Annotated in this window: 18 protein-coding genes; 3 read left to right on the top strand and 15 right to left on the bottom strand. The window is 39.5% G+C overall.

From position 1 onward, the window contains the following. Positions 1-222: 222 nt before the first annotated feature. The gene (locus tag WSC_RS0114555; protein WP_202802010.1) at positions 223-1,293 is read left to right on the top strand and encodes a glycoside hydrolase family 43 protein; all 1,071 of its coding nucleotides are present in this window, start codon (positions 223-225) and stop codon (positions 1,291-1,293) included. A 53-nt stretch (positions 1,294-1,346) separates the two neighbouring features. Here WSC_RS0114555 and WSC_RS0114550 read toward each other — a convergent pair whose 3' ends face one another. From WSC_RS0114550 to queF, 7 genes are all read right to left on the bottom strand, one after another. After that, positions 1,347-1,883, bottom strand: a complete 537-nt coding sequence (locus WSC_RS0114550; protein ID WP_016956678.1) for a DUF924 family protein — start codon at positions 1,881-1,883, stop codon at positions 1,347-1,349. Between the two features lie 261 nt (positions 1,884-2,144). Further along, positions 2,145-3,152 carry an isocitrate dehydrogenase gene (locus WSC_RS0114545; protein WP_016956677.1) on the bottom strand — a complete coding sequence of 336 codons (1,008 nt, stop codon included), beginning with the start codon at positions 3,150-3,152 and terminating at the stop codon, positions 2,145-2,147. Positions 3,153-3,225: 73 nt separating this feature from the next. After that, a complete protein-coding gene (locus WSC_RS0114540; RefSeq protein WP_016956676.1) occupies positions 3,226-4,947 on the bottom strand; it encodes a hypothetical protein in 1,722 nt (573 codons plus the stop codon). Further along, positions 4,941-5,639 (bottom strand): SDR family oxidoreductase, encoded by a 699-nt coding sequence (locus WSC_RS0114535; protein ID WP_016956675.1) that lies wholly within the window; start codon positions 5,637-5,639, stop codon positions 4,941-4,943. The genes WSC_RS0114540 and WSC_RS0114535 overlap by 7 nt, the downstream gene beginning before the upstream one ends. A 21-nt stretch (positions 5,640-5,660) precedes the next feature. After that, positions 5,661-7,019, bottom strand: a complete 1,359-nt coding sequence (gene ppnN, locus WSC_RS0114530; protein WP_016956674.1) for a nucleotide 5'-monophosphate nucleosidase PpnN — start codon at positions 7,017-7,019, stop codon at positions 5,661-5,663. A 164-nt stretch (positions 7,020-7,183) separates the two neighbouring features. Beyond that, a complete protein-coding gene (locus WSC_RS0114525) occupies positions 7,184-8,737 on the bottom strand; it encodes a GGDEF domain-containing protein (protein WP_016956673.1) in 1,554 nt (517 codons plus the stop codon). 219 nt (positions 8,738-8,956) lie between these two features. Continuing rightward, positions 8,957-9,805, bottom strand: a complete 849-nt coding sequence (gene queF, locus WSC_RS0114515; RefSeq protein WP_016956671.1) for an NADPH-dependent 7-cyano-7-deazaguanine reductase QueF — start codon at positions 9,803-9,805, stop codon at positions 8,957-8,959. Between the two features lie 50 nt (positions 9,806-9,855). Between queF and syd the strand changes: the two genes are divergently transcribed. Beyond that, positions 9,856-10,377, top strand: coding sequence for a SecY-interacting protein (gene syd, locus WSC_RS0114510; protein ID WP_016956670.1), 522 nt, complete (start codon positions 9,856-9,858; stop codon positions 10,375-10,377). Here the strand turns inward: syd and WSC_RS0114505 are convergent. After that, the gene (locus WSC_RS0114505; RefSeq protein WP_016956669.1) at positions 10,348-10,680 is read right to left on the bottom strand and encodes a hypothetical protein; all 333 of its coding nucleotides are present in this window, start codon (positions 10,678-10,680) and stop codon (positions 10,348-10,350) included. The genes syd and WSC_RS0114505 overlap by 30 nt on opposite strands. A gap of 59 nt (positions 10,681-10,739) precedes the next feature. Next, positions 10,740-11,639, bottom strand: a complete 900-nt coding sequence (locus WSC_RS0114500; RefSeq protein WP_016956668.1) for a GGDEF domain-containing protein — start codon at positions 11,637-11,639, stop codon at positions 10,740-10,742. A 267-nt stretch (positions 11,640-11,906) separates the two neighbouring features. On the opposite strand from WSC_RS0114500, the gene WSC_RS0114495 reads away from it, so the two are divergent. Beyond that, on the top strand, positions 11,907-13,868 hold the full coding sequence (locus tag WSC_RS0114495; protein ID WP_016956667.1) for a monovalent cation:proton antiporter family protein: 1,962 nt from the start codon (positions 11,907-11,909) through the stop codon (positions 13,866-13,868). A gap of 166 nt (positions 13,869-14,034) precedes the next feature. Here the strand turns inward: WSC_RS0114495 and WSC_RS0114490 are convergent, their stop codons facing one another. From WSC_RS0114490 to mfd, 6 genes are all read right to left on the bottom strand, one after another. Further along, on the bottom strand, positions 14,035-14,472 hold the full coding sequence (locus WSC_RS0114490; protein WP_016956666.1) for a YqaA family protein: 438 nt from the start codon (positions 14,470-14,472) through the stop codon (positions 14,035-14,037). Positions 14,473-14,481: 9 nt separating this feature from the next. Beyond that, positions 14,482-15,168 carry a gamma-glutamyl-gamma-aminobutyrate hydrolase family protein gene (locus WSC_RS0114485; protein WP_016956665.1) on the bottom strand — a complete coding sequence of 229 codons (687 nt, stop codon included), beginning with the start codon at positions 15,166-15,168 and terminating at the stop codon, positions 14,482-14,484. Continuing rightward, positions 15,120-16,127, bottom strand: a complete 1,008-nt coding sequence (locus WSC_RS22975) for an amidoligase family protein (RefSeq protein WP_016956664.1) — start codon at positions 16,125-16,127, stop codon at positions 15,120-15,122. Before WSC_RS22975 ends, WSC_RS0114485 begins: the two co-directional genes overlap by 49 nt. Next, positions 16,127-17,182: an AI-2E family transporter gene (locus WSC_RS24285; RefSeq protein WP_016956663.1), complete on the bottom strand. Its 1,056-nt coding sequence runs from the start codon at positions 17,180-17,182 to the stop codon at positions 16,127-16,129. The genes WSC_RS22975 and WSC_RS24285 overlap by 1 nt, the downstream gene beginning before the upstream one ends. A 115-nt stretch (positions 17,183-17,297) precedes the next feature. After that, a complete protein-coding gene (locus WSC_RS0114470) occupies positions 17,298-18,734 on the bottom strand; it encodes a CsiV family protein (RefSeq protein ID WP_157447304.1) in 1,437 nt (478 codons plus the stop codon). Positions 18,735-18,760: 26 nt separating this feature from the next. Next, complete coding sequence (gene mfd / locus WSC_RS0114465) at positions 18,761-22,234, bottom strand: transcription-repair coupling factor (RefSeq protein WP_016956661.1); 3,474 nt, start codon at positions 22,232-22,234, stop codon at positions 18,761-18,763. Positions 22,235-22,559 lie beyond the last annotated feature (325 nt).

Genomic DNA, 22,559 nt, shown 5'->3' with positions numbered 1-22,559 from the left:
TCTTATTTAATGTTATTAAATTGTGTTTTCTGCCCCTATTAATTACAGACGGTGTATTCCTACAAACCCTTAAAAAATATTTTCATATTATTTAATAATTTTTTATTTTGATTAAAAATCAGTGTCTTAAAAATTTGCTTTATGGGTTTTGACATTTTTGTCGTCGTATATTTTGTAAGGCAATTAAATTGCACTAACCGCAAACAACTGGAGTTTTTTAAGATGCGATTATTTTTGGTGTTATTAAATCGAAGTAAATTTGAAAAATTGGAATTGGCGATTAAATCGCTGATGATGATTGTTATAACAGCGCTTTTTACTGGCTGTGGAATGGTTAATCAAAGTGGAGATAATCAGTTTGATTATATTAATCCACTCGTTGAGCAGCGCGCTGATCCTTGGATCCATAAAGATACGGATGGCAGTTATTATTTTATTGCGACATCACCAAAGTTTGACCGAATTATGTTGCGTAGCGCAAAAACCATTAATGGTTTGAGCAGTGCAACTGAAAAGGAAATTTGGCGCAAACACGAAAGTGGTGAAATGAGTGAGCACATTTGGGCACCTGAACTGCATAAATTAGATGGCAAATGGTACGTTTATTTTGCAGCTTCTAGCGTTGAAAACAAATGGCATATTCGTGTGTATGCTTTGTCTAACGCGTCTGCCAACCCTATGGAAGGTGAGTGGGTTGAAGAGGGACAAATCAAAACAGGTTGGGAAAACTTTGCGTTGGATGCAACAGTTTTTGAACACAAAGGTAAGCGTTACATGATATGGGCACAAGCAAACAAAGAGTGGGAATACAACTCAGCTTTGTGGTTAGCCGAAATGACCAGCCCAACGTCAATTGATACCAGCAAGATTATTGCGATTACCAAACCAACTGAGTTTTGGGAAACCAGCAAATATAAAGTGAATGAAGGTGCTGCTGTGTTGATTCGCAATGGCAAAATATTTGTCACTTATTCGGCCAACGCGACCGATGACAATTATGCTATGGGTTTGTTATGGGCTGATGTCGACGCCGATTTAATGGATGTAAACGCTTGGAATAAATCCAAAGAACCTGTGTTTTATACAGATGCGGGTCTTAAACGATTTGGCCCAGGACACAATAGTTTTACTGTAGCTGAAGACGGCAAAACAGATTTGTTAATTTACCATGCGCGTTACTATCGTGAATTAGTCGGTAATCCGTTAACCGATCCAAACCGCCATACACGCGTTCGTGTAATTACTTGGGATGAAAATGGCTTCCCAAATTTTAATCAATCATTAGATGATTAATTTCAACTAGATCGGTTGCGCTCAAGTTAGCTGATAACTGAGTTTAATAGCAGCTAAAATCCTGAATTTGGCTGCTTCAAAAATTCTTGCTCTTCATCAGTGGAAACTCGGCCAAGAATAGTATTCCTATGCGGATAGCGGCCAAACCTATCAATAATAGCTTTGTGTTTGAGTTCAAATTCAAGATTATTTGCCAAACCCAGTGTTTGGTACAATTCAACGGCTGTTGAGTGCACAGCAGCCGATTCACTGTGCATGTAAGGCAAATACAAAAAGCTGCGTTCAGTATCATTGAGTTTAAGATCAAAACCTTTGGCAACTGCCAGTTGTGCGAGTGCCAAAGCAAGTGCATCGTGGGCGAATGAATCAGCTTTATCGCGATAAATATTGCGTGAAAATTGGTCGAGAACAATTATCTCAGCTAGGCTGGCTTGAGGGTTATCGCGCCAATCGACCAATTTACCTGCAGCTGCTTGTTGGTGTAAATCGCCAAAACGGCGTTCAATTAAAGCGTCTAACTCAAGGTCTTTTACCCACCACTGGTTCGGCTCCAATTCGATAAACCAAAAGTCTAAAACTTGTTGGTGCATTTTTATTCCTTGGGATCAAATAATACTAAAACCTAATCATAGTTGAAGATTCAGTATAAATGTAGCGAACTTTAAAATGCGCCTAGCTCAAGTATCAGTTGATTATTTTTAATCTATACGAGAAAGCTAAAACGGGGTTTGTGACAAAAAACTATTAGTTTACGACAAATAAACACATGTGAGCCAGCAATTTTGGCACACAGAGACAGGATAAATGGCTAGCCTATTAAACGCTAGCCACAATTTTTTAGCGGTAGAATTTTATAAACGTTCTAATACAGCTTGGGTAAATTCGCTTGTACCTGCTGTACCACCTAAATCACGCGTTGTACGATCGCCAGTTTCAATAACTTCGCGAACTGCATTACGTAATCTATCTGCTTTATCTTTCATACCTAAATACTCAAGCATTTGCACAGAAGCCAAAATTACTGATGTTGGATTTGCCAAGTTTTTCCCAGCAATATCCGGCGCGCTGCCATGAACAGCTTCAAAAATAGCACAATCTTTACCAATATTGGCGCCTGGTGCCATGCCTAAACCACCAACTAAACCTGCACATAAATCAGAGATAATGTCACCGAATAAGTTAGTTGTAACAATTACATCAAACTGTTCAGGGTTCATCACCAATTGCATACAGGTGTTATCAACAATCATTTCTGTTGATTCAATTTCTGGATAACGTTCGCCTACTTCGCGCGCGACTTTTAAAAACAAACCCGAAGTTGATTTTAAAATGTTTGCTTTGTGTACTGCTGTTACTTTTTTACGACCTTCTTTTTTTGCCAGTTCGTAAGCAAAAGTTACGATAGCTTCTGCACCTTCACGAGTAATTTGGCTTTTCGCTTCAGCTGTTGCGCCGTCATCCGATAAAGTTTGACCTAAACCAGAATACATACCTTGAGTGTTTTCACGTATGGTTATAATGTCGATATTTTCGTAACGAGCACGTGTGCCTTTAAACGAAATAACCGGACGTAAGTTTGCGTATAAAGCAAATTTCTTACGTAAAGTTACGTTAATTGAGGTAAAACCTTCACCAACTGGCGTTGTTAATGGGCCTTTTAACGTAACCTTGTTTTTTTTAATTAAATCCAAGGTTGCTTGTGGTAATAATTCGCCAGTTTTTTCATACGCAACTAAGCCTGCATCTGCGTAATCAAATTCAAATCCACAGTCTAATTTTTGTAAAATTTGTACTGCCGATTCAATAATACTTGGTCCAATGCCGTCACCTGGGATGACTGTAATTTTTTGAGTTGTCATAGGTATTAACCTCTTGTAGTAGTCGCCTGTGTGTGGAGTTCAATAAACTAGTTTAATGAACTCGAATTTCATTTTAGCGAATAAGGCGGGGCAGCGGGCTGTATAAGTTGTTATCTTGACTATTCTCTTGCTGAATTTGTTGGAAACTTGTGAAATCAAGGTTCAGCAAAGTTAGTGCTTGTTGCAAAGGCTGAGGCAATGCCTCTGACATTTTTACACTGTCATAAACCACATAACTTAAACCAACAGATGTGCAGGCACAAACCAACAGTGCAAATGTTTGTTGTGTTTTACGATTAAAGTTATGTAGTTTGCTAGGGGCTTGTAAAGCAACTAAGGCGTCTAAACACCAGTCTTCTAACCTAAGATCATTTTTCAGCGTATCCAACAAAGCTTGTGGGTAATGTTTTTTGTGCTTAAAAATTAATTCTGGACTGTGAGAATAAAACTCAGGTGCTTGCTGATAGGTTTGAATTTGTGGTGCGTTTAAGTAAGGCATAAAAGCCAAGCTAACCATGAGTTTAGCTTGCTCTTTATCAATTATTTTCAATTTGTTAGCGAGGTTTTCTGCAACTGACTGAGCTTGCAATAAGTACAACTGATGTAAGTTTTGATGATCGTATTGATACTGAATGTAAAAAGACTCTATTTGGTAGCGGATCAGCCAATAATAAACTCGGTTCAAACCTAACATCATAATCGCGTGGCGCGTTTTATTTATTGGAGCATTAGATTCTGCTAGCTCACTGGCATATGTGCACAATGCATTGTGTAAATAGGGTAGGGCCTGTATATCTTGATTTAATAAATCTACCGGATCATTCGCACTTTGATGAAAATGCGCTAATAAAGTTTTTAATGCAGTTAATGATAAATGCTGAGATACATTCGCTGGTTTTTCATCTTGTTTAATAAATTCACAGCTTTTGTGTTGGCACCATTCAAGTACTTGTTTAAAGCTAAGCTTGTTTGCCTGTTCTGCCGCGCTACTTATAGCTGCAAGCGCTAGACTATCTTTATTAAAATGATGCCAAACACCAGTTAAAGAGACACATATTGTATCTTGTTCATGTTCTGATGAATGCATTAAATAATGCAGTTGTTGCTGTTTTTGCTCAACAACTAAACTACCAGCAGGTAAGTCAGTTAGGTATTTGAACAAACTTTCTAGTAGTGAGAATTGGATTTTACTGCCATCTTGGCAGACCAATGTTTTTAATATTTGTAGCCAGTTCGCTGTTGGATTTAAGCTTTGCTGATGAACAATCAAACACACTAGACTAAAAACTTGCTGGCTAAACAAAGCATTTGGTGTGTTTGTATACTGCCAAGCAATTAACTGAGCCAAGGCGCCTAATTGGCGCTGTTGTACTTGTTGTGCCGACTGCAATGCACTTGCCAACAAGTGTTTTTTGTCTAACTTTGGCTGCTGTAACAACTTGAGTATTGAAATATCACGTAAACTCGCGGCAATGAGCAATTTATGCAGTAACTTGGGATGGAGTTTATAAATATCCGCAAAAACTATCAGCAACAAACAGCTTGATAAATAACGTTTTTGCGCTCTGGGCAAAACAAGCGGTAAGTTGATAAAAGCTGCGGTAAAACAGCTATTTAAAATAGACGGCGCTAACCAAGTTTGCGCAAGCTTATTTGCCAAGCTTTTTAATTGTTCGGTATCACTAGCACCATCAGTGGCCATTTGCATAAGTTGTTGATGTTGTTTGCACAAGGCAAATAAACTTTTTGCAACAACTAAACCGGCAAACGGCCGAGGTTTAATTTCTGTTACCAAGGGATAGACTGGCCATCATAAGCGTAAAAACCGCCACTTGTTTTAGCAGTTAACTTATCAACAACTTTACGTAAACCAGTTACTGACGCAGTGGTATTAATTAACGCGTTAGGGCCCCCCATATCCGTTTGCACCCAACCTGGGTGCAGGGCAACCACTTTCACATCATACTCAGCTAAATCTATCGCCAAGCTTTTACTAACCGCATTCAGCGCCGCTTTGGAGCTGCGGTAAATATAACTACCGCCTGATCCGTTATCACTCATGCTACCCATTTTACTGCTTAAAAAGGCAATTTTGCGTTCTTGCCCAAGCAACAAATTGTCTATCATAGCTTCGGCAAATTTTAGCGGTGCAATCGTGTTAATTTCTAATGTTTTCAACCATTCAACTTGGTCTATTTGGCCAAACTGACTACGTTCATCTTTTGGTCCATAATATCCTGCGTTTGCGATTAATATATCAATGGCTTGGCCATTTAACATGCTTTTAATACCGGCGATTTGTTTCTCATCGGTAATATCAAGCGACAAAATTTTAATATTGCCAAGCTTTTTAGCTAATGCGTTTAACTCAGCGGATTCTAATGGTGTTCGGGTGGTCGCAAAAACTGTGTAGCCAGCTTCAGCATACTGTTTGGTAAATTCAAGGCCAATACCACGATTGGCCCCAGTTATTAAGACGGTTTTCATAATAGCTTCTAAATATTTTATTTATGTTTGAACGATTTGATAACAAGGTTCGTATTTGGTACCTGGTAATTTCATTCTACCTTGTTCAATAAAGGCTTTCAGCAGCTTGTCTATCATCAGCATCAATTTTTTGTCGCCATTTATTTGAAATGGACCATTGCGTGCAATTTCTAAGATGCCTTCTTCTTTCACGTTACCAGCAACGATAGCGGAAAAGGTTCGACGCAAATTAGCTGCGAGCACAGATTTTTCTTGGTCAAAATGCAAGTCCAATTCAGCAACATTTTTATGATTCGGGATAAAAGGTTGCTGGAACGCAGGATCTATTTTTAACGACCAATTAAAGTGATAAGCATCGCCACTTTGTTTACGGTTATTACGAACCTCAGTCATATAACTCTTTATATGTTGCGCAACTTTGGTTGGGTCATCAACAATTATCGTATACAAGTTAGCTGCTTCGTCACCTAAAGTTGCACGGACAAATTTGTCTAATTCTTCAAAATAATTAGCGCTTTCCCTTGGCCCTGTTAACACGATAGGTAAACACTGTTTATTATTTGCTGGATGTAACATTATGCCTAGCAGATATAACAACTCTTCTGCTGTACCCGCGCCACCTGGAAATATCACTATGCCATGCGCTGCACGCAAAAACGCTTCTAAGCGTTTTTCAATATCTGGCAATATGACTAATTCATTAACAATAGGGTTAGGTGGTTCGGCAGCAATAATTGAAGGTTCAGTTAAACCTAGGTAGCGAGCACCTTTAACCCTCTGTTTCAAATGACCAATGGTTGCACCTTTCATCGGTCCTTTCATTGCACCTGGGCCACAGCCAGTACAAATATTTAGCCCACGTAAACCCATTTGATAACCAACATCTTTGGTATATTGATATTCATGTTCACGTATTGAGTGACCACCCCAACATACCACCATATTTGGGTCTGTTTGTGTTTTTATTGCGCCCGCGTTACGCAAAATATCAAAAACATAGTGGGTGACATGGCTAGGATCGTGTAAATCAATTTTGCTTAAATCGCGCAGGCGCACACCCGTGTATAAAATGTCACGCAACACCGCAAACAATAACTCTTTAATGCCAACAATTAATTCGCCATCTACAAAAGCATGGCTGGGCGGATTAATTAATTTAATTTTGACTCCGCGCTCGCGGCGAATAACATCAATATCAAAATCTTGAAACTGATCATAAATTTCAGCGCTGCTGTCGGTGTGACTGCCAACATTGAGCACAGCAAGTGAACAATTGCGATATAAGCGGTATAACTCGCTGGTGGAAGATTGTTTTAACTTGTCGACTTCCAGTTGTGACAATAAATCCATGCTGCCAAGTGGATTGATTTCTACTATCATACTTCACTCCTTCATGATGAACGCATGCGCAAACGCGTTAATATTCTGGTTATCATGCAGTTGATGATAGAAACATTAACAGCGCCGTTGCTGCTGTAACACTTTAAACAACAGTGTAGTTTAAGTATTACTCATTTTTTGAAAAAGTGAAGAAAAATAATAGCTTATCTTTTAAGCACTATCTTGTCTCGTCCACCCGCTTTGGCGTCATATAAAGCTTGATCCGCTCTATCAAATGCGCTTTGAGGTTGATCTATGGCTTTAAATTGGGTTAAGCCCATAGAGATAGTTACAACTAAATCAGCATTTTTAAACTTAAATGGAATTTTTTTAACTTCCGCTCGAATATGTTCTAAGCGTTTTTCAATGTCTTTAAGTTTAGATTCAGGGAATAACATGACAAACTCTTCGCCACCGTAACGGGCGATAAAGTCAGTTTCGCGTAAACCTTTTTGCAAACACGCGGCGACAATTTGCAATACTCTATCACCGACTGAGTGGCCGAAGGTATCGTTAATTGATTTGAAGTGGTCAATATCGGCAACTGCGATACATAAGTCGTGGTTGTAGCGCATCCAACGGCGATATTCTAGTTCCATGCGCTCATCCATAGAAGCACGGTTCGGTAATTTAGTCAGTGCATCCTGCAATGATTTAAATCTTTGTTCTGACAGTTTCTTTTTATATTCTTCTGCTTCCTTTTCAAGTTCAAATAAACGTTCTTCCATTTGACTTAAACTGGTAATCAACAAGTCATGTTCTTGAACTTCTAACTCTTCTTTTTTGGTTAAAGCATCAACTATATCGGCTATTCGACCGTTGATTTGTTTTTTTAGTACATCTAACGACTTAGCTTTTTCAATTTCAGCAGACATGCCGGCTAAATCTTTTTTAAGTTTATCGTTTAGCTCTTGTTTAGATTGATTAATCTCAGTACTACCATTGATAGAACTTGCAACGGCAGTGTGCACTGAGTTTAATGCATCATTTAAACTAAATAAGAAACTTTGTGCAGATTGACGCTCTTCAGCGATACTATTAATGATTATGCGGATAATTTCCACACAGCTATTAACCAGAATTTCGGGCGTTACTGTAGAGGATAAAATTTCGCGAAGCGCATCAATCTTTTCTGCGTTTTCACCGGAAAAAGCAATATTACTTAAAATGTTGACTAGCTCTGCACTGATATCACTTTGTAAACCTTTTAGCGCTTCGGCGTCAACTTCAGGTGCTGGACTACCTGTTTGAATAGCAAGACATTTGTGATACAAGCTAGCGAGTTTTTCAATGCAAGGTAAATAATGTAATAAAGATGATTTAGGTTCGTCGATACTTTGCATAAACCCACGAAGTTCACGACGAAAATCAGGGTCTAGATTTTTAACTTGTTGAAGTTGTTTACCTGCAGCTTTAAGTGTTGTGGTTGTTTGTTTTAAATTGAGTGCTAAGCGGGTACTGTGCTGTGCAAGCAGTTGTTCAATATGGCTTAATAAAGGTGCAAGGTTTTGCATATCTGGATTTTTGGCCAAGTATGCACGAAGCTTAGCTAAGCGATTGTCTAGCTCAACGTCAATTCCTTTACAAACGTTGGTTAGACGGCTAATAAACCCAGTTAAAGTTGCAAATTGCTGCTCATAAGTTCGCTCTAGGCTCTGCCTTGAACGAACGGAAACGACTAGCTTCTTTTTAAGTAACTCTAATTGCTCTTCAGACACTCAATTAAATCCCGGTCAATTATGTGGCCGCTACAACACCAACTTCATAACTTCTGGTTAAGACCAGTGTTTCATCCGTTACCTGATTGTAGCTGAAAATCTCGAACATCAAGGTTAAAATTTTTAGACAGGGCGCACAAAACTTTGTGATTTAACCATAAACCAACAGATTCGCCTAGTCCAATCACAGGAATTTGTTGGCAAAAATGAAACATTTTTTTATTGACGAACCAATCTATGCGCAGTTTTATCCTTCAACAAACTCATATGTGAGACACGTAATGGATTGATATCTAAGCCACCTCTGCGGGTATACCTTGCATATACACTGAGCTTTTGCGGTTTAAGCCTGCTTTCTAAGTCGCGAAAAATTCTTTCGACACAATGTTCGTGAAATTCGTTGTGATTTCTAAAACCAATTAAATATTGCAACACAGAGGCTTTGTCAAAAGCTTGGCCTTGGTAACAAATTTCTATGCTTGCCCAATCGGGCTGACCGGTGACTAAACAGTTAGATTTAAGCAAATGTGAAACTAAAGTTTCTTCTACCAATTCGCTTTTATGACTATCCAGCTTCAACAAGTCAGGATTGTAATTGTAACTGCTAATTTCTATGTCAATCTCGTCGATACAATCACCAGATAAATAGGTAACACGTCGTTTGGCAAACTGGCCTAATGGATATAGTGTGACTTCAACTTCTGCGCCGCTGCATGCAGATAAATCTTGTTGCATCAAAGCTGTTACTTGCTCGACCGAGTCAAATTTACTTTGGTTAAAGCTATTTAGATAAAGTTTAAACGACTTAGATTCAACCAAGTTTGCAGAGTTGGCACTAAATGTAAACTCCCCTATATATACAACGGGTTTGCCCGATTGAGACAACCAAGAAATTTCGTACCCGGTCCAAATGTCCACTCCCAAAAAAGCTTGGTTTTTATTTGGCAAGGAATCCCGCATTAGTTTGCGCGGTACAGCTTGTAATTGTTTAGCATCGTACTGGTCTACATATTCAGTCGATTTACCAAGTTTTAGCTCGGGTAAAATACTTGTGTTCTGTTGTGACATAAGGCCTAATAACTGTCTTAACTTAACTTTAATAGGCCTTATTGTACCTTATGTCGACCTTGATTCACGACGCACTCACTAATTTTTTTAATAAAAAGCAACAAGCGCAAACTTGGATAGAATATTACGACGATTGGTTAAGCCCGTGTATTGATGAAGTTGACGACAAACAACAAAATTGTAGTTGGCATGCAGTACAACGTGACGGCTCGTCCGATTTATCAAATATCAATAATGCGTTAGAGCTTGAATTACATCCGGATATCATCGCATTTTATTGTAGTTTTTATGCACCCACCTTAGAAGCTGAGTTTGATGGTAATAACTTAAGTTTAATTCAAGCTTGGAATGATGAAGACTTCACCATTTTGCAAGAGAATATAATTGGCCACCTTTTGATGAAACAAAAGCTAAAACAAGCGCCAACCGTTTTTATCGCTGCAACCGATGATGACCAATATATTATTTCATTAGATAATACGAGTGGGGCAGTTATGTTAGAAATGGTCGGCAAGGCGCCAAAACGCAAACTCGCAGATAACTTAGTCGACTTTATTAACCAGCTTGTCTAATGCTTGCTGGAGTTGTGCGACTTGTTGTTCTAGTTGGACCACTCTTTGTTCTAAGGTAAGTTCGGTTAATTGTTCAACTTCAGGCTCTTCCACAGCAATTGCTTGAGGATTGTTGTGTTGCCAAGCTTTTAAATAAGTTTCTGGGTTCTCTTTAAAAGCAGAAACCGCTTTAGTTATGGCTGGTAATGGAAGAGGTAATAAAGCGCGATTGCGCACAGCAGCAACGCTGACTGTTTTGTTTTCGTTATGAAGTTGGCAAATGATTTCGAGTGCAGTTTGAATAGCGTGTTCAATTTTGGACATGTTTAGTAGGTTAACCGAGCTTAACAAAGCTCGGATTCTAGCAAGTTAATTTCACTTTATTAAGCACATTTTAGCTGATTTTTACCGCTGTCTTTTGCAAGGTAAAGGGCGCTGTCAGCGCGTCTAAACAATTGTTTGCTCGTTTCGCTATATTCCCAAGCCGCGCAGCCAATTGAGCTAGAAACTTGGCACTGGTGCATAATTGCTGACTGTGCTACCAAAGATTGAATTCGCGAGGCAACACGCATTGCTATGTCTTCTTCTGCGTTATTGAGCAATATCGCAAACTCATCTCCGCCAAACCGAAAGGCTAAATCGCTACGGCGAATACAGCGGCGTAATATTTTTGCAAAGGTTTTTAATACTTCATCGCCCATTTCATGGCCATAAGTGTCGTTTGCACGCTTAAAGTTGTCTAAGTCAATAACCAATAAAGTTAAAGGTTGTTCATCTCTTTGTGTGCGCGCAATCGCCATTTCAAACTGTTCATCAAAACCGGCTCTATTACCCAACTGAGTTAGGTGATCTTTGACCGTTTGTTGTTGCAACAAAAAATACTGCAGACCGTTGTAAACCGGCATAGTTAATTTGTTTTGCAGACTTTGTAACAACCTTAGATCTTGGTTTTCAAATTCACGATATGAAGCATAAGTCAAAATAGCCACTGACTTTTGATTTATATGTAGTTCCGTAATATGTTCGTAAATCCCTTCAACAAATCGTTCAGTTTGCACACTTGCTGCTTCGGTTTGAATTCTAATGCCGCTAATTTGTACGTATTTTGCCACTTCATCGGCAAAAATTTGCACAATACGCTGTAAATCAAGCGAAGAGTGCAAACGCTCAGTCAGACTAGCAAACGATGAAAAATCGGATTGCTGGTCTTGCGCTAAGAACTGGCTTGGCAAGGGATTTAATGTGTTTTGGTCAGATGACAGGTAACTTTGTAATATATCCACCTTACACCTCTATTTATGGCTATTGATAGATTAGTTAAAGCCAATTTAATGCCAACTTTAAAATAACCAATAAAGTCATAAGGTTAATGGTGTTAATTTGCTTTTTTGACGTTTCTTAATAAGAGATAAACTTAGAAGTCAATAAATTGACCACACGTTAATTCCTTTGCTGTTGGTTATTTTTTTATAAATTTTCGGCAGAGCTAAAATGTTCACCTATTATTAATACATAGTCTTAGTTTTCCTTAATAGAATTATAACCATACGATGGAATTGACGCTTTTTTCAGAAATCTTATTGTTACTTGCCATTTCAGTCAGCCTAGTGGCGATTTTTCGTCGGCTCAAGCTAGCACCGATACTGGCATATTTAGTCGCTGGCATCTTAGTTGGCCCTTCACTCTTCAATTTTTTATCCGAAACCAAAGAGATCGCCTTTGTTGGTGAGTTGGGTATTGTCTTTCTGCTGTTTTCTTTAGGTTTGGAATTTTCCTTTCCCCGGCTGATTGCCATGCGCCAATTGGTATTTGGTGTAGGTTTAGTGCAGGTGGTGGTCACACTGCTGATCATATTAATAGTCTGTTTAGTCAGTGGCTATAACTGGCAATCGGCATTAGTGGTCGCGTTCGCCTTGGCTTTGTCTTCAACCGCTATTGTTATTAAACAGCTGACAGAAAACGGCAAGTTACAAAATAAACGTGGGCAATTGGCTGTGTCTATCTTGTTATTTCAAGACCTTGCTGTAGTGCCCATGTTAATTGTTATTCCAATAATTGCCGGAGCTAGTCAGGCAAATTTGGCGTCGAGTTTATTAATGGCATTACTCAATGGTGCCTTAGTATTTATCTTGCTGATCTCGGTTGGTAAATGGTTGTTACCGCGTTTATTTAATGAAATCGCGCAAGCTCGCTCCGATGAATTATTTGTTTTAACCACTATTTTGGTTGCTTTACTAACAGGCGCTATCACTCATTTGTTTGGTTTATCTATGGCACTGGGCGCGTTTTTAGCAGGCATGATGTTAGGTGAAAGCCAATATAAACATCAATTAGAAGCCGATATTCGGCCGTTTCGTGACATTTTAATGGGCTTGTTTTTTATCAGTGTAGGCATGCAGCTAGACATTTTTATTCTGGCTGAATCGCTCCACTGGTTATTACTGTTTGTTGCGATAGTTTTGGCAATTAAAGTTTTAATTATTCAAGTGATTGCTCGTTTGTTTAAACAAAGCAAAGCTGACGCTTGGGCCAGTGGCATTATGTTGTGTCAAATGGGCGAATTCGGTTTTGTTATTGCCGCACTTGCGCTTGATCAAGGATTAATTAACAAACATTTGGCTTCTATGTTGGTGGGTGTTGGTGTTATCAGCATGGGGATCACGCCCTATTTAATTAATCATTCGTCACGTTTTGCACAATTTTTAGCGAAACAAACCCAAGAAGAAGTACAAGATGCAACTCAGTCACAACAAGAACAATTAAACGACCATGTGATCATTTGTGGTTTTGGCCGGGTTGGGCAGATTGTTAGTCGCTTTTTAAAATTAGAATCTATCCCATACGTAGCACTAGATGTAGACCCAACGCGTGTGCATGAAGCTAAAGCCGCTTATGAGCCAGTTCATTTTGGTGATGCACGTAAAACTGAAGTATTAAAAGCGGTTGGTATTGAAAAAGCTAAATTGGTGATCATAGCATTCGATGATTTGCATAAATCGCTCGCGGTTATCGATTTAATAAAAAAATACGCTGACAACGCGAAAATATTGGTTCGTACCGGTAACGACGATAATTTGGAAGCATTAATTGAAGCAGGAGCCGACGAAGTGATACCTGAAACTTTAGAAGGCAGCCTCATGCTAGTTTCGCATGTCATGCTTCATTCGGGTGTACCTGTTAAACGCATATTCGGTCGGGTAAGACGTGAGCGCAAAAATCACTACAATGGTTTACATGGTTTCTACCGAGGTGATTCGTACAAACAAGATGAAAGGGAAGTGGAGTATTTACACGCTGTTACTTTAACGGATAACGCTTTTGCCGTTGGTTTACATTTAAATGAATTAGATTTACCGCTCAGAGGTGTTGAAGTTACAGCGCTTAGACGCGACGGTAAAGAGTATTACAACCCAGAGCCAGATATGGAATTAATACCACAAGATGTGTTGATTGTTTTGGGTGTTCCACGCCGAGTTGAACGGGCAGAAAGGTTTTTATTAGAAGGCGCTTAAAAAACACTAAAGTGGTATTGTATTACTATATAAATGTTGTTATATTGTTTCTGCCTTGTGACAGGTAACTTTAGATAATTTAAGTCTACCAAGCTAAATTATCTATCGTTTGTTTAAGTTCGTTTGTATGTATTTGGAAAGGGATTTCACTTTTTTACAAGGGAGGTTAATTCAATATGTATTGTGCAAGTTGCGCAAAATACAGCACGCTGATGTAACGCAAAGTTTTGCCAATTCCAACCAATATAATAAAAGTGCTTAAGCGAATTTTAAGCATACCGGCAATTAAAGTTAAAACGTCTCCACCGACTGGTAGCCAAGCGAATAATAAGCTCCATTTTCCATAACGCTCAAACCACTTTTGCGATTTTTCTATTTGTGATTGTTTAAAATAAAACCACTTTTTATGCTGATATTTAAGTAGATAGCGGCCTAAATACCAGTTAACAACTGAGCCTAAAGTATTTCCTAAAGAGGCTGTGGCAACTAAACTCCAACCAGGTAGCCCCTGTTGCACCATAGCAAACAAAAACACTTCCGAATAAAAAGGCAAAATAGTTGCGGCTAAAAATGAGCTAAAAAACAGTGTGAGGTAACTAAGCATAAATTAAGTTTATTTGGATGTGTTAACCAACCAGCGAAATAGTCTGCGCTGGCTTTTTTTGTAGAGCAAATATTCAGGATGCCATTGTACACCCAATATAGCTTGATTGTTGGCTGCTTCAATTGCTTGAATAAAGTTATCCGCATCAAAAGCAGTTGCGACCAAGTTGTTACCTAGGGTATTAATTGCTTGATGATGCAAACTATTTACTTTTAGATGGGTTTTACCAACAATTTTTGCCAATTTAGAATCCGCTTTAAGTCTGACCGGTTTGCGTGCTAATAACATACTTTTATTGGACGTTTTTCTACGCATAGGCCTAATATCAGGATATAAGCTGCCACCACAAACAACATTTATAAGCTGATAGCCACGGCAAATACCCAGTAGAGGCTTATTGTTTTTTAAAGCATACTTAATGTAATGCATTTCGAGCGCATCGCGTTTGCGATCATAGCTGGCTTTTTCCATGACTTCGCCGCCGTATAAAGAGGGGTGAATATCATCCCCGCCACTGATCACCAAAGCGGCAAAATTGCGCTGCTTTTGCGGTGTTTTAATGCTGATACGTTTCGCGCGGCCGCCAGCCAAAAATATCGACAAGCGAATACACTGCCACGATGGCGAAATACGCTTGGCATTGCCTGTTACGCCGATAACAGGTCTTGATAAATTTGATTTAGCTGTGCAAAACATGGATTATTTCCTATTGCTTTATCAATGACAGATTGTTGTTGATATTCGTTGATTAAACTCTGTAACAGCTCGGGTGTGGAAGCAATTTTCTCGACAACACACCAAATATTCCAGCAGCGAGATAGTTGCCAATCAGTTTCATTTATTTGGCAATTCGGCAAACGATAATGAAAGGTTGGCCGCGTATTAATTTTTTCGTGTGGTAATTTCGCATCAATAGGCTGCGCATCAATGTGCTTAAATAGCGGCAGTAAGTCGAGTGCTCTATTGCGGCTAGGATTAAAGGTTAAATAATCCTCTACAAGTGTTTGATACGGCGTTTCGCTGCTGTATCGCAATACTGTGTCGATATAACTTTTGCTGTATTTTTCAATATACGGCATGACCCTGCGGCTTAAGTCCACCTGATGTTGTTTAATTAACCAATCTTGCGCAATACAAAAAGCTTGCAGATAAGCAATAATTGTTTTTGCTGACAGGTCTGGCAGCTCAGGGTTGATATGTACGCCAAACGCATAAATGGCCGATTCATTGGTACCACTTGCGCCTAGTTTGCGTAGTACATTGACCATTTTATCTAACTGATGTAATTGGCTAATCTGTATAGGTGGGCAAACAACTTCTGTTGGAACAACACTGGTCGATAATTCTGTGATCCATTGTTGAATTTTTTCGCCCGCTACATCTAATTCAGATTTGTTGTGATTGGTGTTAGATGCGCGTTGTTGCGCCTTAATTTGTGCGTATTGCCAGTCGAGTTCAACGGTGAACTTACCAAGCTGTTCAACATTAATTTTGTAATCAGTATCCGTTACATATTCTGTTTTGCTGTGAAATACATTGGCAATAGCACTGGCGACTTCAGCTATAGTGACACTGGCAAACTCAAGTTCAAAACCAACTCGGCGCTCGTGTTGCTCCGTGGTTAATCTGTCTGGTTGAATATATGAGTTATTCATTATTTACGTCCCTCCATAATTTGATTAACTGATTGCCATTCAAGTGTTCTCGCGGTTACCGACAATATGGTTAACATGGGTACTGCCACAATCGCGCCAGCAATGCCCCATAACCAAGCCCAAAACAAAACTGCTGCAAATACAATAATTGGGTTTATACGTAAGCGAATACCATGAACATATGGGTCGATTAACATGCCAGTAATATTGGTTAATAACAAAAATGCCCCAACCGGCATGAGCGCAGGCAACACGGCCTGCATTTGGCTGACACTAATTACAAACATAAGCGCACAAATTACAGCGACACCTATGTAGGGAATAAAACGCAATAAAGTAACCAGTACTAGCCAAACCCAAGGCATGGGTAAATCGAAATACCACACAATTAAACTAGTTAACAAACCACAGATTAAATTGATTATTAAAACCGTAGCGAGATAGCGGCCAACTTCTGTGCGTAACCTTCTAAATAATTTGATTGCACGGCGGCGAGTTTGCCGGTTGTTCGACAGTTTGGTTAAGTTGTGCAGTAATTCACCACCGTTATTGAGCATAAATAAGGTGAGTGTTAAGACAATAATGAGTACACCAAAACTTGTTTGTAACCCAGTAAATATTTGGTCTACCCAGCCAGCTTGATTATCTATCACTATGCTGGTTTCGGCTGAGTTTTCGACTAAATCAGCCACCATTTCGTCTACTTTTTCCGAGGTTTCTTGCAGTTTATCTATAGTTGACTGAATTTGTTTGTCTGCTTCTATCGCTGCTTTTATTTTTTCAGGGGCTGTTTGCATCCATTTAGCCATTGCCGGTACGGCCACCCAAACACTTGAAAACATCGCAAGTGCTGAAAAAAGAGTCATGATCAAACTGCTTAAAAATTTCGGCAAACCGATATTGTGCAAGAATTTGACGGATGGCGATAACAATAGCGCCAACAAACTGGCCAACACCAGTGGCAAAAATAAATCACGAGCAAGCGCTAGGCTGCTGACAAGCGTAAAAACTATCAGGCAGGGGACTAGGTAGTGTATATATTGGGCATAACCCAAATCAGTTGGTGAATTCCGTTGGCAAATAACTTTCTCCTTGATCTAAGGATCGTTTTTTATTTCCGGATGTTATTAATACTGGGGATGATTTGATTAGGATCAACCCCAATAAAAGCTAATCTGCCTGTGGTTGGTTTGGTGGGGTATAGCGCCTTACTTGTAAAACTATACCCATATGTGGGTGATCAAAATAATGAATTTCAGTCGAGCGAATACGTTTATTCTGTTTAAAGTAATAGGGGTATAAAAAAGTGTCGGCTAAATCTAACCCTGCTGGATTATCTGTCGCTTTAATTGTGTCATCCGCCATTACTTTTTCTGGATGAGGGCCAACTTTTCTAATGTTAAACTCGGTTTCAATAAACAAATAGTGGCGCAGGTATATTTTAAATAAACCATCTAACTGCCAAGTTTGTTTGGGCGTACCAGCTATTTGTTGCTGTTGTTGCCATTCCAGTGCTTGTTTGTCTTTGAGTGCATTTTCAATTGACCAAGTATTAGAGTCGACTTTATCTAAAACCTGCTGAATATTATTTAAAATGCTTTGGTGTTTAAGGGACTGCTCAGACGACAAGTTTAATACTGGGTCGTTTTCATTCACTTCAATCGGCTGGATGCCAGTTACTTGTTGTTCGCTTTCAAACTTCTCAGCAACAATGGGTTCGCCATAATAGCTGTATTCTTTTGAATAATTGTTGCCAGCGTATATGCGCCAAGGTATTTCTTGGTTTTCTGCTTTAACTGGCTGACGCCAAGCCATATGCATGAGTGTGCGAATGTCTTTACGCCATCTAAACTTAGTGGCTAGCTCGGTAAAGGCCAAAAGTTCAGAGTTTAACAAGTAAGGCTCGGTTGAATATTCGTCTACATGTTGAGTAATGCGTGTTGGCATTTGTGACCAATACACACTGTTATCCGCTTCGTCTAATATTTCTCTGTCAGGGTTTAACACACTGGCTGTTGGCTGGTAACAGTGTATTGGGTATAACCAGCTTGGTGCATCAACAGGAAATGTCAGTTGCTGAATATCAACAGGGCGCTCAATTGTTAAAGCAAAAGTAGGCACGTTAGACTGCTCTATTGCTAATCCACCTTCAGCAGTGTCAGCACCTGTTCTGCTTTCTTCTGTTTGGTTTTGTGACGACGTAAATGCTGTATCGTCAGAAAAACTTGCGCCATTTTGCGAAATACCCGCGTAATAACTGGCATTTTCACTAGATGCGAACGACTCAGCCGGGCCTTGATAATCAGCAGTTGCAGGCAACTGCAAAGGGGGCAAATAGGGTGTTGCATCCGCACATTGTGGTAAGAATTTGCGTAGTTGCTGCGGATCAGGCTGAAATACTGGACTAATTAAATCGCGCGCTTTATTCACCAATATAGGTTTGATCTGCGGTTGATATTCTTCATTAATATTTTCGTCCGACGGGTTGTGGGCGAATATTAATAATTCAATTTCGAACCAACGTTCTTTATCGGCGGCTATGGCTGCCGAATTGCCGCAGAATAATCCAAGGCCTGCAATTAATAAGCTTAATTTGAGTGAATTCAATTTAGACAGCCTGTCCATCTTTATTGTTAGCCTTTAGATTGTTGCGCAAATTCGTTTAACATAGATTCTACCAGCTTGATGCGGTCACGGGTATCTTCAGTTTCAATATTGAATCTTAATTTGTCTGCACCTGACATTGAGTAAATCCTAGGTTGTGCTTGAATTAAACCAATAATAAAGGCTGGGCTTACTTTGGTATTCTGGCTAAATTCTAATAAACCACCTTTTGGCCCCACATCAATTTTCTTAATACCAGCTTTGGCTGCTAGTAGTTTTAATTGGTTCACTTTTATTAGGTTTTTCGCCGCATCTGGCAATAAACCAAAACGGTCGATTAACTCAATTTGGAAGTCGTCTAACTCTTCATTGTTTTGGCAACTTGCTAGGCGTTTATACAAGGACAATCGCATATTGACGTCAGTAATATAATCATCTGGCAACAGCGCAGGAATACGCAGCTCGATTTCGGTTTGGTTTTGTAATACTGAATCAAGCGAAGGCTCTTTGCCTTCTTTTAATGCATTAACCGCTTGCTCTAACATTTCCATATATAGTGAGAAACCAATAGAGGTAATTTGACCACTTTGGTCTTCGCCCAACAATTCACCTGCACCACGAATTTCTAAATCGTGTGTTGCAAGGGCAAAACCTGCACCTAAATCTTCTAATTGTTCAATTGCCTCTAAACGCTTAAGTGCATCTTTGGTCATGCGTTTAACGTGCGGTGTCATTAAATAGGCATAAGCTTGGTGATGCGAACGGCCAACACGGCCACGCAATTGGTGTAATTGCGCCAAACCAAAGTTATCGGCGCGGTCAATAATTATGGTGTTGGCGCTTGGAATGTCGATACCTGTTTCAATAATAGTGGTACAGACAAGCACATTGTACCTTTGGTGATAAAAATCAGACATTACGTGTTCAAGCTCACGTTCACGCATTTGCCCATGTGCCACTACAACATTTGCTTCGGGTACTAACTCACGTACATTTTGTGCAGTTTTTTCTATCGTCTCTACTGAGTTGTGTAAGAAGTACACCTGACCACCACGCATAATTTCACGTGAAATTGCTTCTTTAATTAAGCTGTCGTCTGACTGGCGCACAAAGGTTTTAACTGATAAACGTTTTTTCGGTGGCGTGGCGATAATAGATAAATCGCGCATACCACTCATGGCCATGTTGAGCGTTCGCGGAATTGGCGTGGCGGTAAGGGTTAAAATATCCACATCAGCACGGCGCGATTTAATCAATTCTTTTTGTTTAACGCCGAACCTGTGTTCTTCATCAACAATTAATAAACCTAAATCAGCAAACTGTACGTCTTTTGAAAGTAACTTGTGTGTGCCAATAATAATGTCGACTTTTCCATCTTTTAATTTGGCCAAAGCTTCATTTTGTTGTTTAGCACTTTTAAAGCGTGATAATACTTCTACTTGCACAGGCCAGTCGGCAAATCTGTCTTTAAAGTTTTCATAATGTTGCTGCGCAAGTAGGGTAGTTGGCACTAACACTGCAACTTGTTTGCCTTCGTTTACCGAAACAAAAGCCGCACGCATGGCCACTTCAGTTTTACCAAAACCAACGTCGCCACAAACTAGCCTATCCATAGCTATAGGTTGCTGCATGTCAGCTAGTACATTTTGAATGGCATCTAGTTGGTCTTGAGTTTCTTCAAACGGAAAACCTGCCGAGAATTGACGGTATTGGTCTGCATCTATTTTAAACGGATAACCAGGCTTAGCATTGCGGCGCGCATAGATATCTAAAAGTTCTGCGGCAACGTCGCGGACTTTTTCTAACGCTTTGCGTTTGGCTTTTTCCCATGCGTCACTGCTGAGTTTATTCAGCGGCGCGTTGTCAACATCACCACCTGTATAACGGGCGATTAGATGTAATGACGAAACTGGTACATATAGTTTTGAATCAGCATATTCAATGGTAACAAACTCAGTGGGTACACCCGCAGCATCAATTGTTTGTAAGCCTAAATAGCGACCAACACCATGATCTAAATGTACTACCGGCTGGCCGACGGATAACTCAGCAAGGTTTTTAACAACCGAGTCTGTACTACCTGTTTGCCCACGCACACTTGAACGGCGACGCCTTTGGCTAACAACATTACCAAGTAGTTCAGTTTCGGTAACAAAAGCAATTTTTTTGCCGTCGATTTCAGCTAAAAAGCTGTGCTCTAAATCGGCAACAACAATGCCAGCTTCCGCGGTATTTTTTAAGAAGTTACTGACCGACTGATAGGTAGTTGGTTTTATTTTATTTTGTTTGAGTAGCTCTAATAAAGTTTCGCGACGACCTTGCGATTCCACCACATATAAGGTGCGTGCTGCGTTTTGTGCTAAGTAGCGATTGAGCTTGTCGTACGGTTTTGCCAGTTTGGCATCTACAGCAATGTCGTCAATTGCTTCAATTAAAAAGTTAAAACGGCCAGATTTTTCATCTAAATTTTGGCTGGTAAATTCAATTCGAGCGAATTGTTTGAGGCCAGAAAATAATTGGTCAACCGATAAAAATAGTTGTTTAGGCTCTAATAACGGACGCGATTTATCAAAACGGCGGTTTTCATATCTTTTATTAACTTCGTCGATAAAATGCGTTGCGGCAGCCTGTATTTTGTCAGTAAATAAAATAGTGGTTTGTGCTGGTAAATGCTCAAACAAACTACTGGTTTGTTCAAAAAACAGTGGTAAATAATACTCAATGCCCGCCGGCATGATTTTTTTACTGACTTGATAATAAATCGATTCTTTATCTGTACTTGGTTCAAATTGCGCGCGCCAGTTTTGGCGGAATTTTTCTATGCCAGCATCATCAGTTGGAAATTCGTGCGCTGGCAATAAATCAACTGTTTTAATTGTATCGCCACTGCGCTGCGTTTCCGGGTCGAATACTCGAATTGAGTCTACTTCATCATCAAAAAAATCTATTCGATACGGCTGATTGCTCCCCATAGGGTAAAGGTCGAGCAATGAGCCTCGAATACTAAATTCGCCATGTTCCATTACTTGGTCAACCAAACGATAACCTGATTGTACTAATCGACCACGCATAGAGTCGATATCTAACTTATCACCTTGGTTTAAAATAAGGCTGTATTGACCAATAAAATCAACCGGCGCCATACGCATCATCAGCGTATTTATGGATACAATATAAACACCGCTGCGCTGCTGTAAATTATGCAAAGTGTGCAAACGCTGCGAAATAATGTCTTGATGTGGTGAAAAGGTGTCGTAGGCTAAAGTTTCCCAATCAGGGAAAAAATGCGCGTTTTGTTTGTGTTCTTTTAACAGCGAATCAATTTCTGCATGCATTTTTAGCGCAGACGCAGTGTCAGGCGTAACCACCAACACAGGCGACTTTTGTTGTTGGCTCAATTGGCTAATAGCAAACGCAGCACTGCTGCCTTTTAAATTGCCCCATTGAATATGGTCCGAACTATTTTTCGGTAATGCAGGTTTGGTAATTTGGCAGAAATTCATTCACTTGAACTAATCGTTTTATGTTGCGGCAAGTTTAATCAAATATCAGGGCGAGGTGAAGGGGCAAAGGTGATTTGCTGATGGAAAGTAGCACTCTTTAGCATTATAAAATGTCGAAAATTCAATTATGCATAAAGATTCAAAATTAAAGAATAATTATCTTTCTCTTGCCGTTTTTATCTCGTATATTATTTCCAAAGCTTCGACATAAAGTTAAGTTCGTGCCAGCAGCGGTTTTGTAGCTGTCGTGCATCGTTACTAAAGCTAAGTTGATGGCAAACAAAATTTAATTCTAATTCAATGAATTTACGGTTGTGGCTAATAT

The organism is Catenovulum agarivorans YM01 (assembly GCF_000281085.1).
Taxonomy (GTDB): Bacteria; Pseudomonadota; Gammaproteobacteria; order Enterobacterales; family Alteromonadaceae; genus Catenovulum; species Catenovulum agarivorans.
This window is presented reverse-complemented; position numbering and strand designations above follow the sequence as displayed.

What these genes read in the sequence shown, in the direction of transcription:
- WSC_RS0114555 (WP_202802010.1), top strand. Translation starts at nt 223, where the DNA reads ATGCGATTATTTTTGGTGTTATTAAATCGAAGTAAATTTGAAAAATTG.
- WSC_RS0114550 (WP_016956678.1), bottom strand. Translation starts at nt 1,883, where the DNA reads ATGCACCAACAAGTTTTAGACTTTTGGTTTATCGAATTGGAGCCGAAC.
- WSC_RS0114545 (WP_016956677.1), bottom strand. Translation starts at nt 3,152, where the DNA reads ATGACAACTCAAAAAATTACAGTCATCCCAGGTGACGGCATTGGACCA.
- WSC_RS0114535 (WP_016956675.1), bottom strand. Translation starts at nt 5,639, where the DNA reads ATGAAAACCGTCTTAATAACTGGGGCCAATCGTGGTATTGGCCTTGAA.
- ppnN (WP_016956674.1), bottom strand. Translation starts at nt 7,019, where the DNA reads ATGATAGTAGAAATCAATCCACTTGGCAGCATGGATTTATTGTCACAA.
- queF (WP_016956671.1), bottom strand. Translation starts at nt 9,805, where the DNA reads ATGTCACAACAGAACACAAGTATTTTACCCGAGCTAAAACTTGGTAAA.
- syd (WP_016956670.1), top strand. Translation starts at nt 9,856, where the DNA reads ATGTCGACCTTGATTCACGACGCACTCACTAATTTTTTTAATAAAAAG.
- WSC_RS0114505 (WP_016956669.1), bottom strand. Translation starts at nt 10,680, where the DNA reads ATGTCCAAAATTGAACACGCTATTCAAACTGCACTCGAAATCATTTGC.
- WSC_RS0114495 (WP_016956667.1), top strand. Translation starts at nt 11,907, where the DNA reads ATGGAATTGACGCTTTTTTCAGAAATCTTATTGTTACTTGCCATTTCA.
- WSC_RS0114490 (WP_016956666.1), bottom strand. Translation starts at nt 14,472, where the DNA reads ATGCTTAGTTACCTCACACTGTTTTTTAGCTCATTTTTAGCCGCAACT.
- WSC_RS0114485 (WP_016956665.1), bottom strand. Translation starts at nt 15,168, where the DNA reads ATGTTTTGCACAGCTAAATCAAATTTATCAAGACCTGTTATCGGCGTA.
- WSC_RS22975 (WP_016956664.1), bottom strand. Translation starts at nt 16,127, where the DNA reads ATGAATAACTCATATATTCAACCAGACAGATTAACCACGGAGCAACAC.
- mfd (WP_016956661.1), bottom strand. Translation starts at nt 22,234, where the DNA reads ATGAATTTCTGCCAAATTACCAAACCTGCATTACCGAAAAATAGTTCG.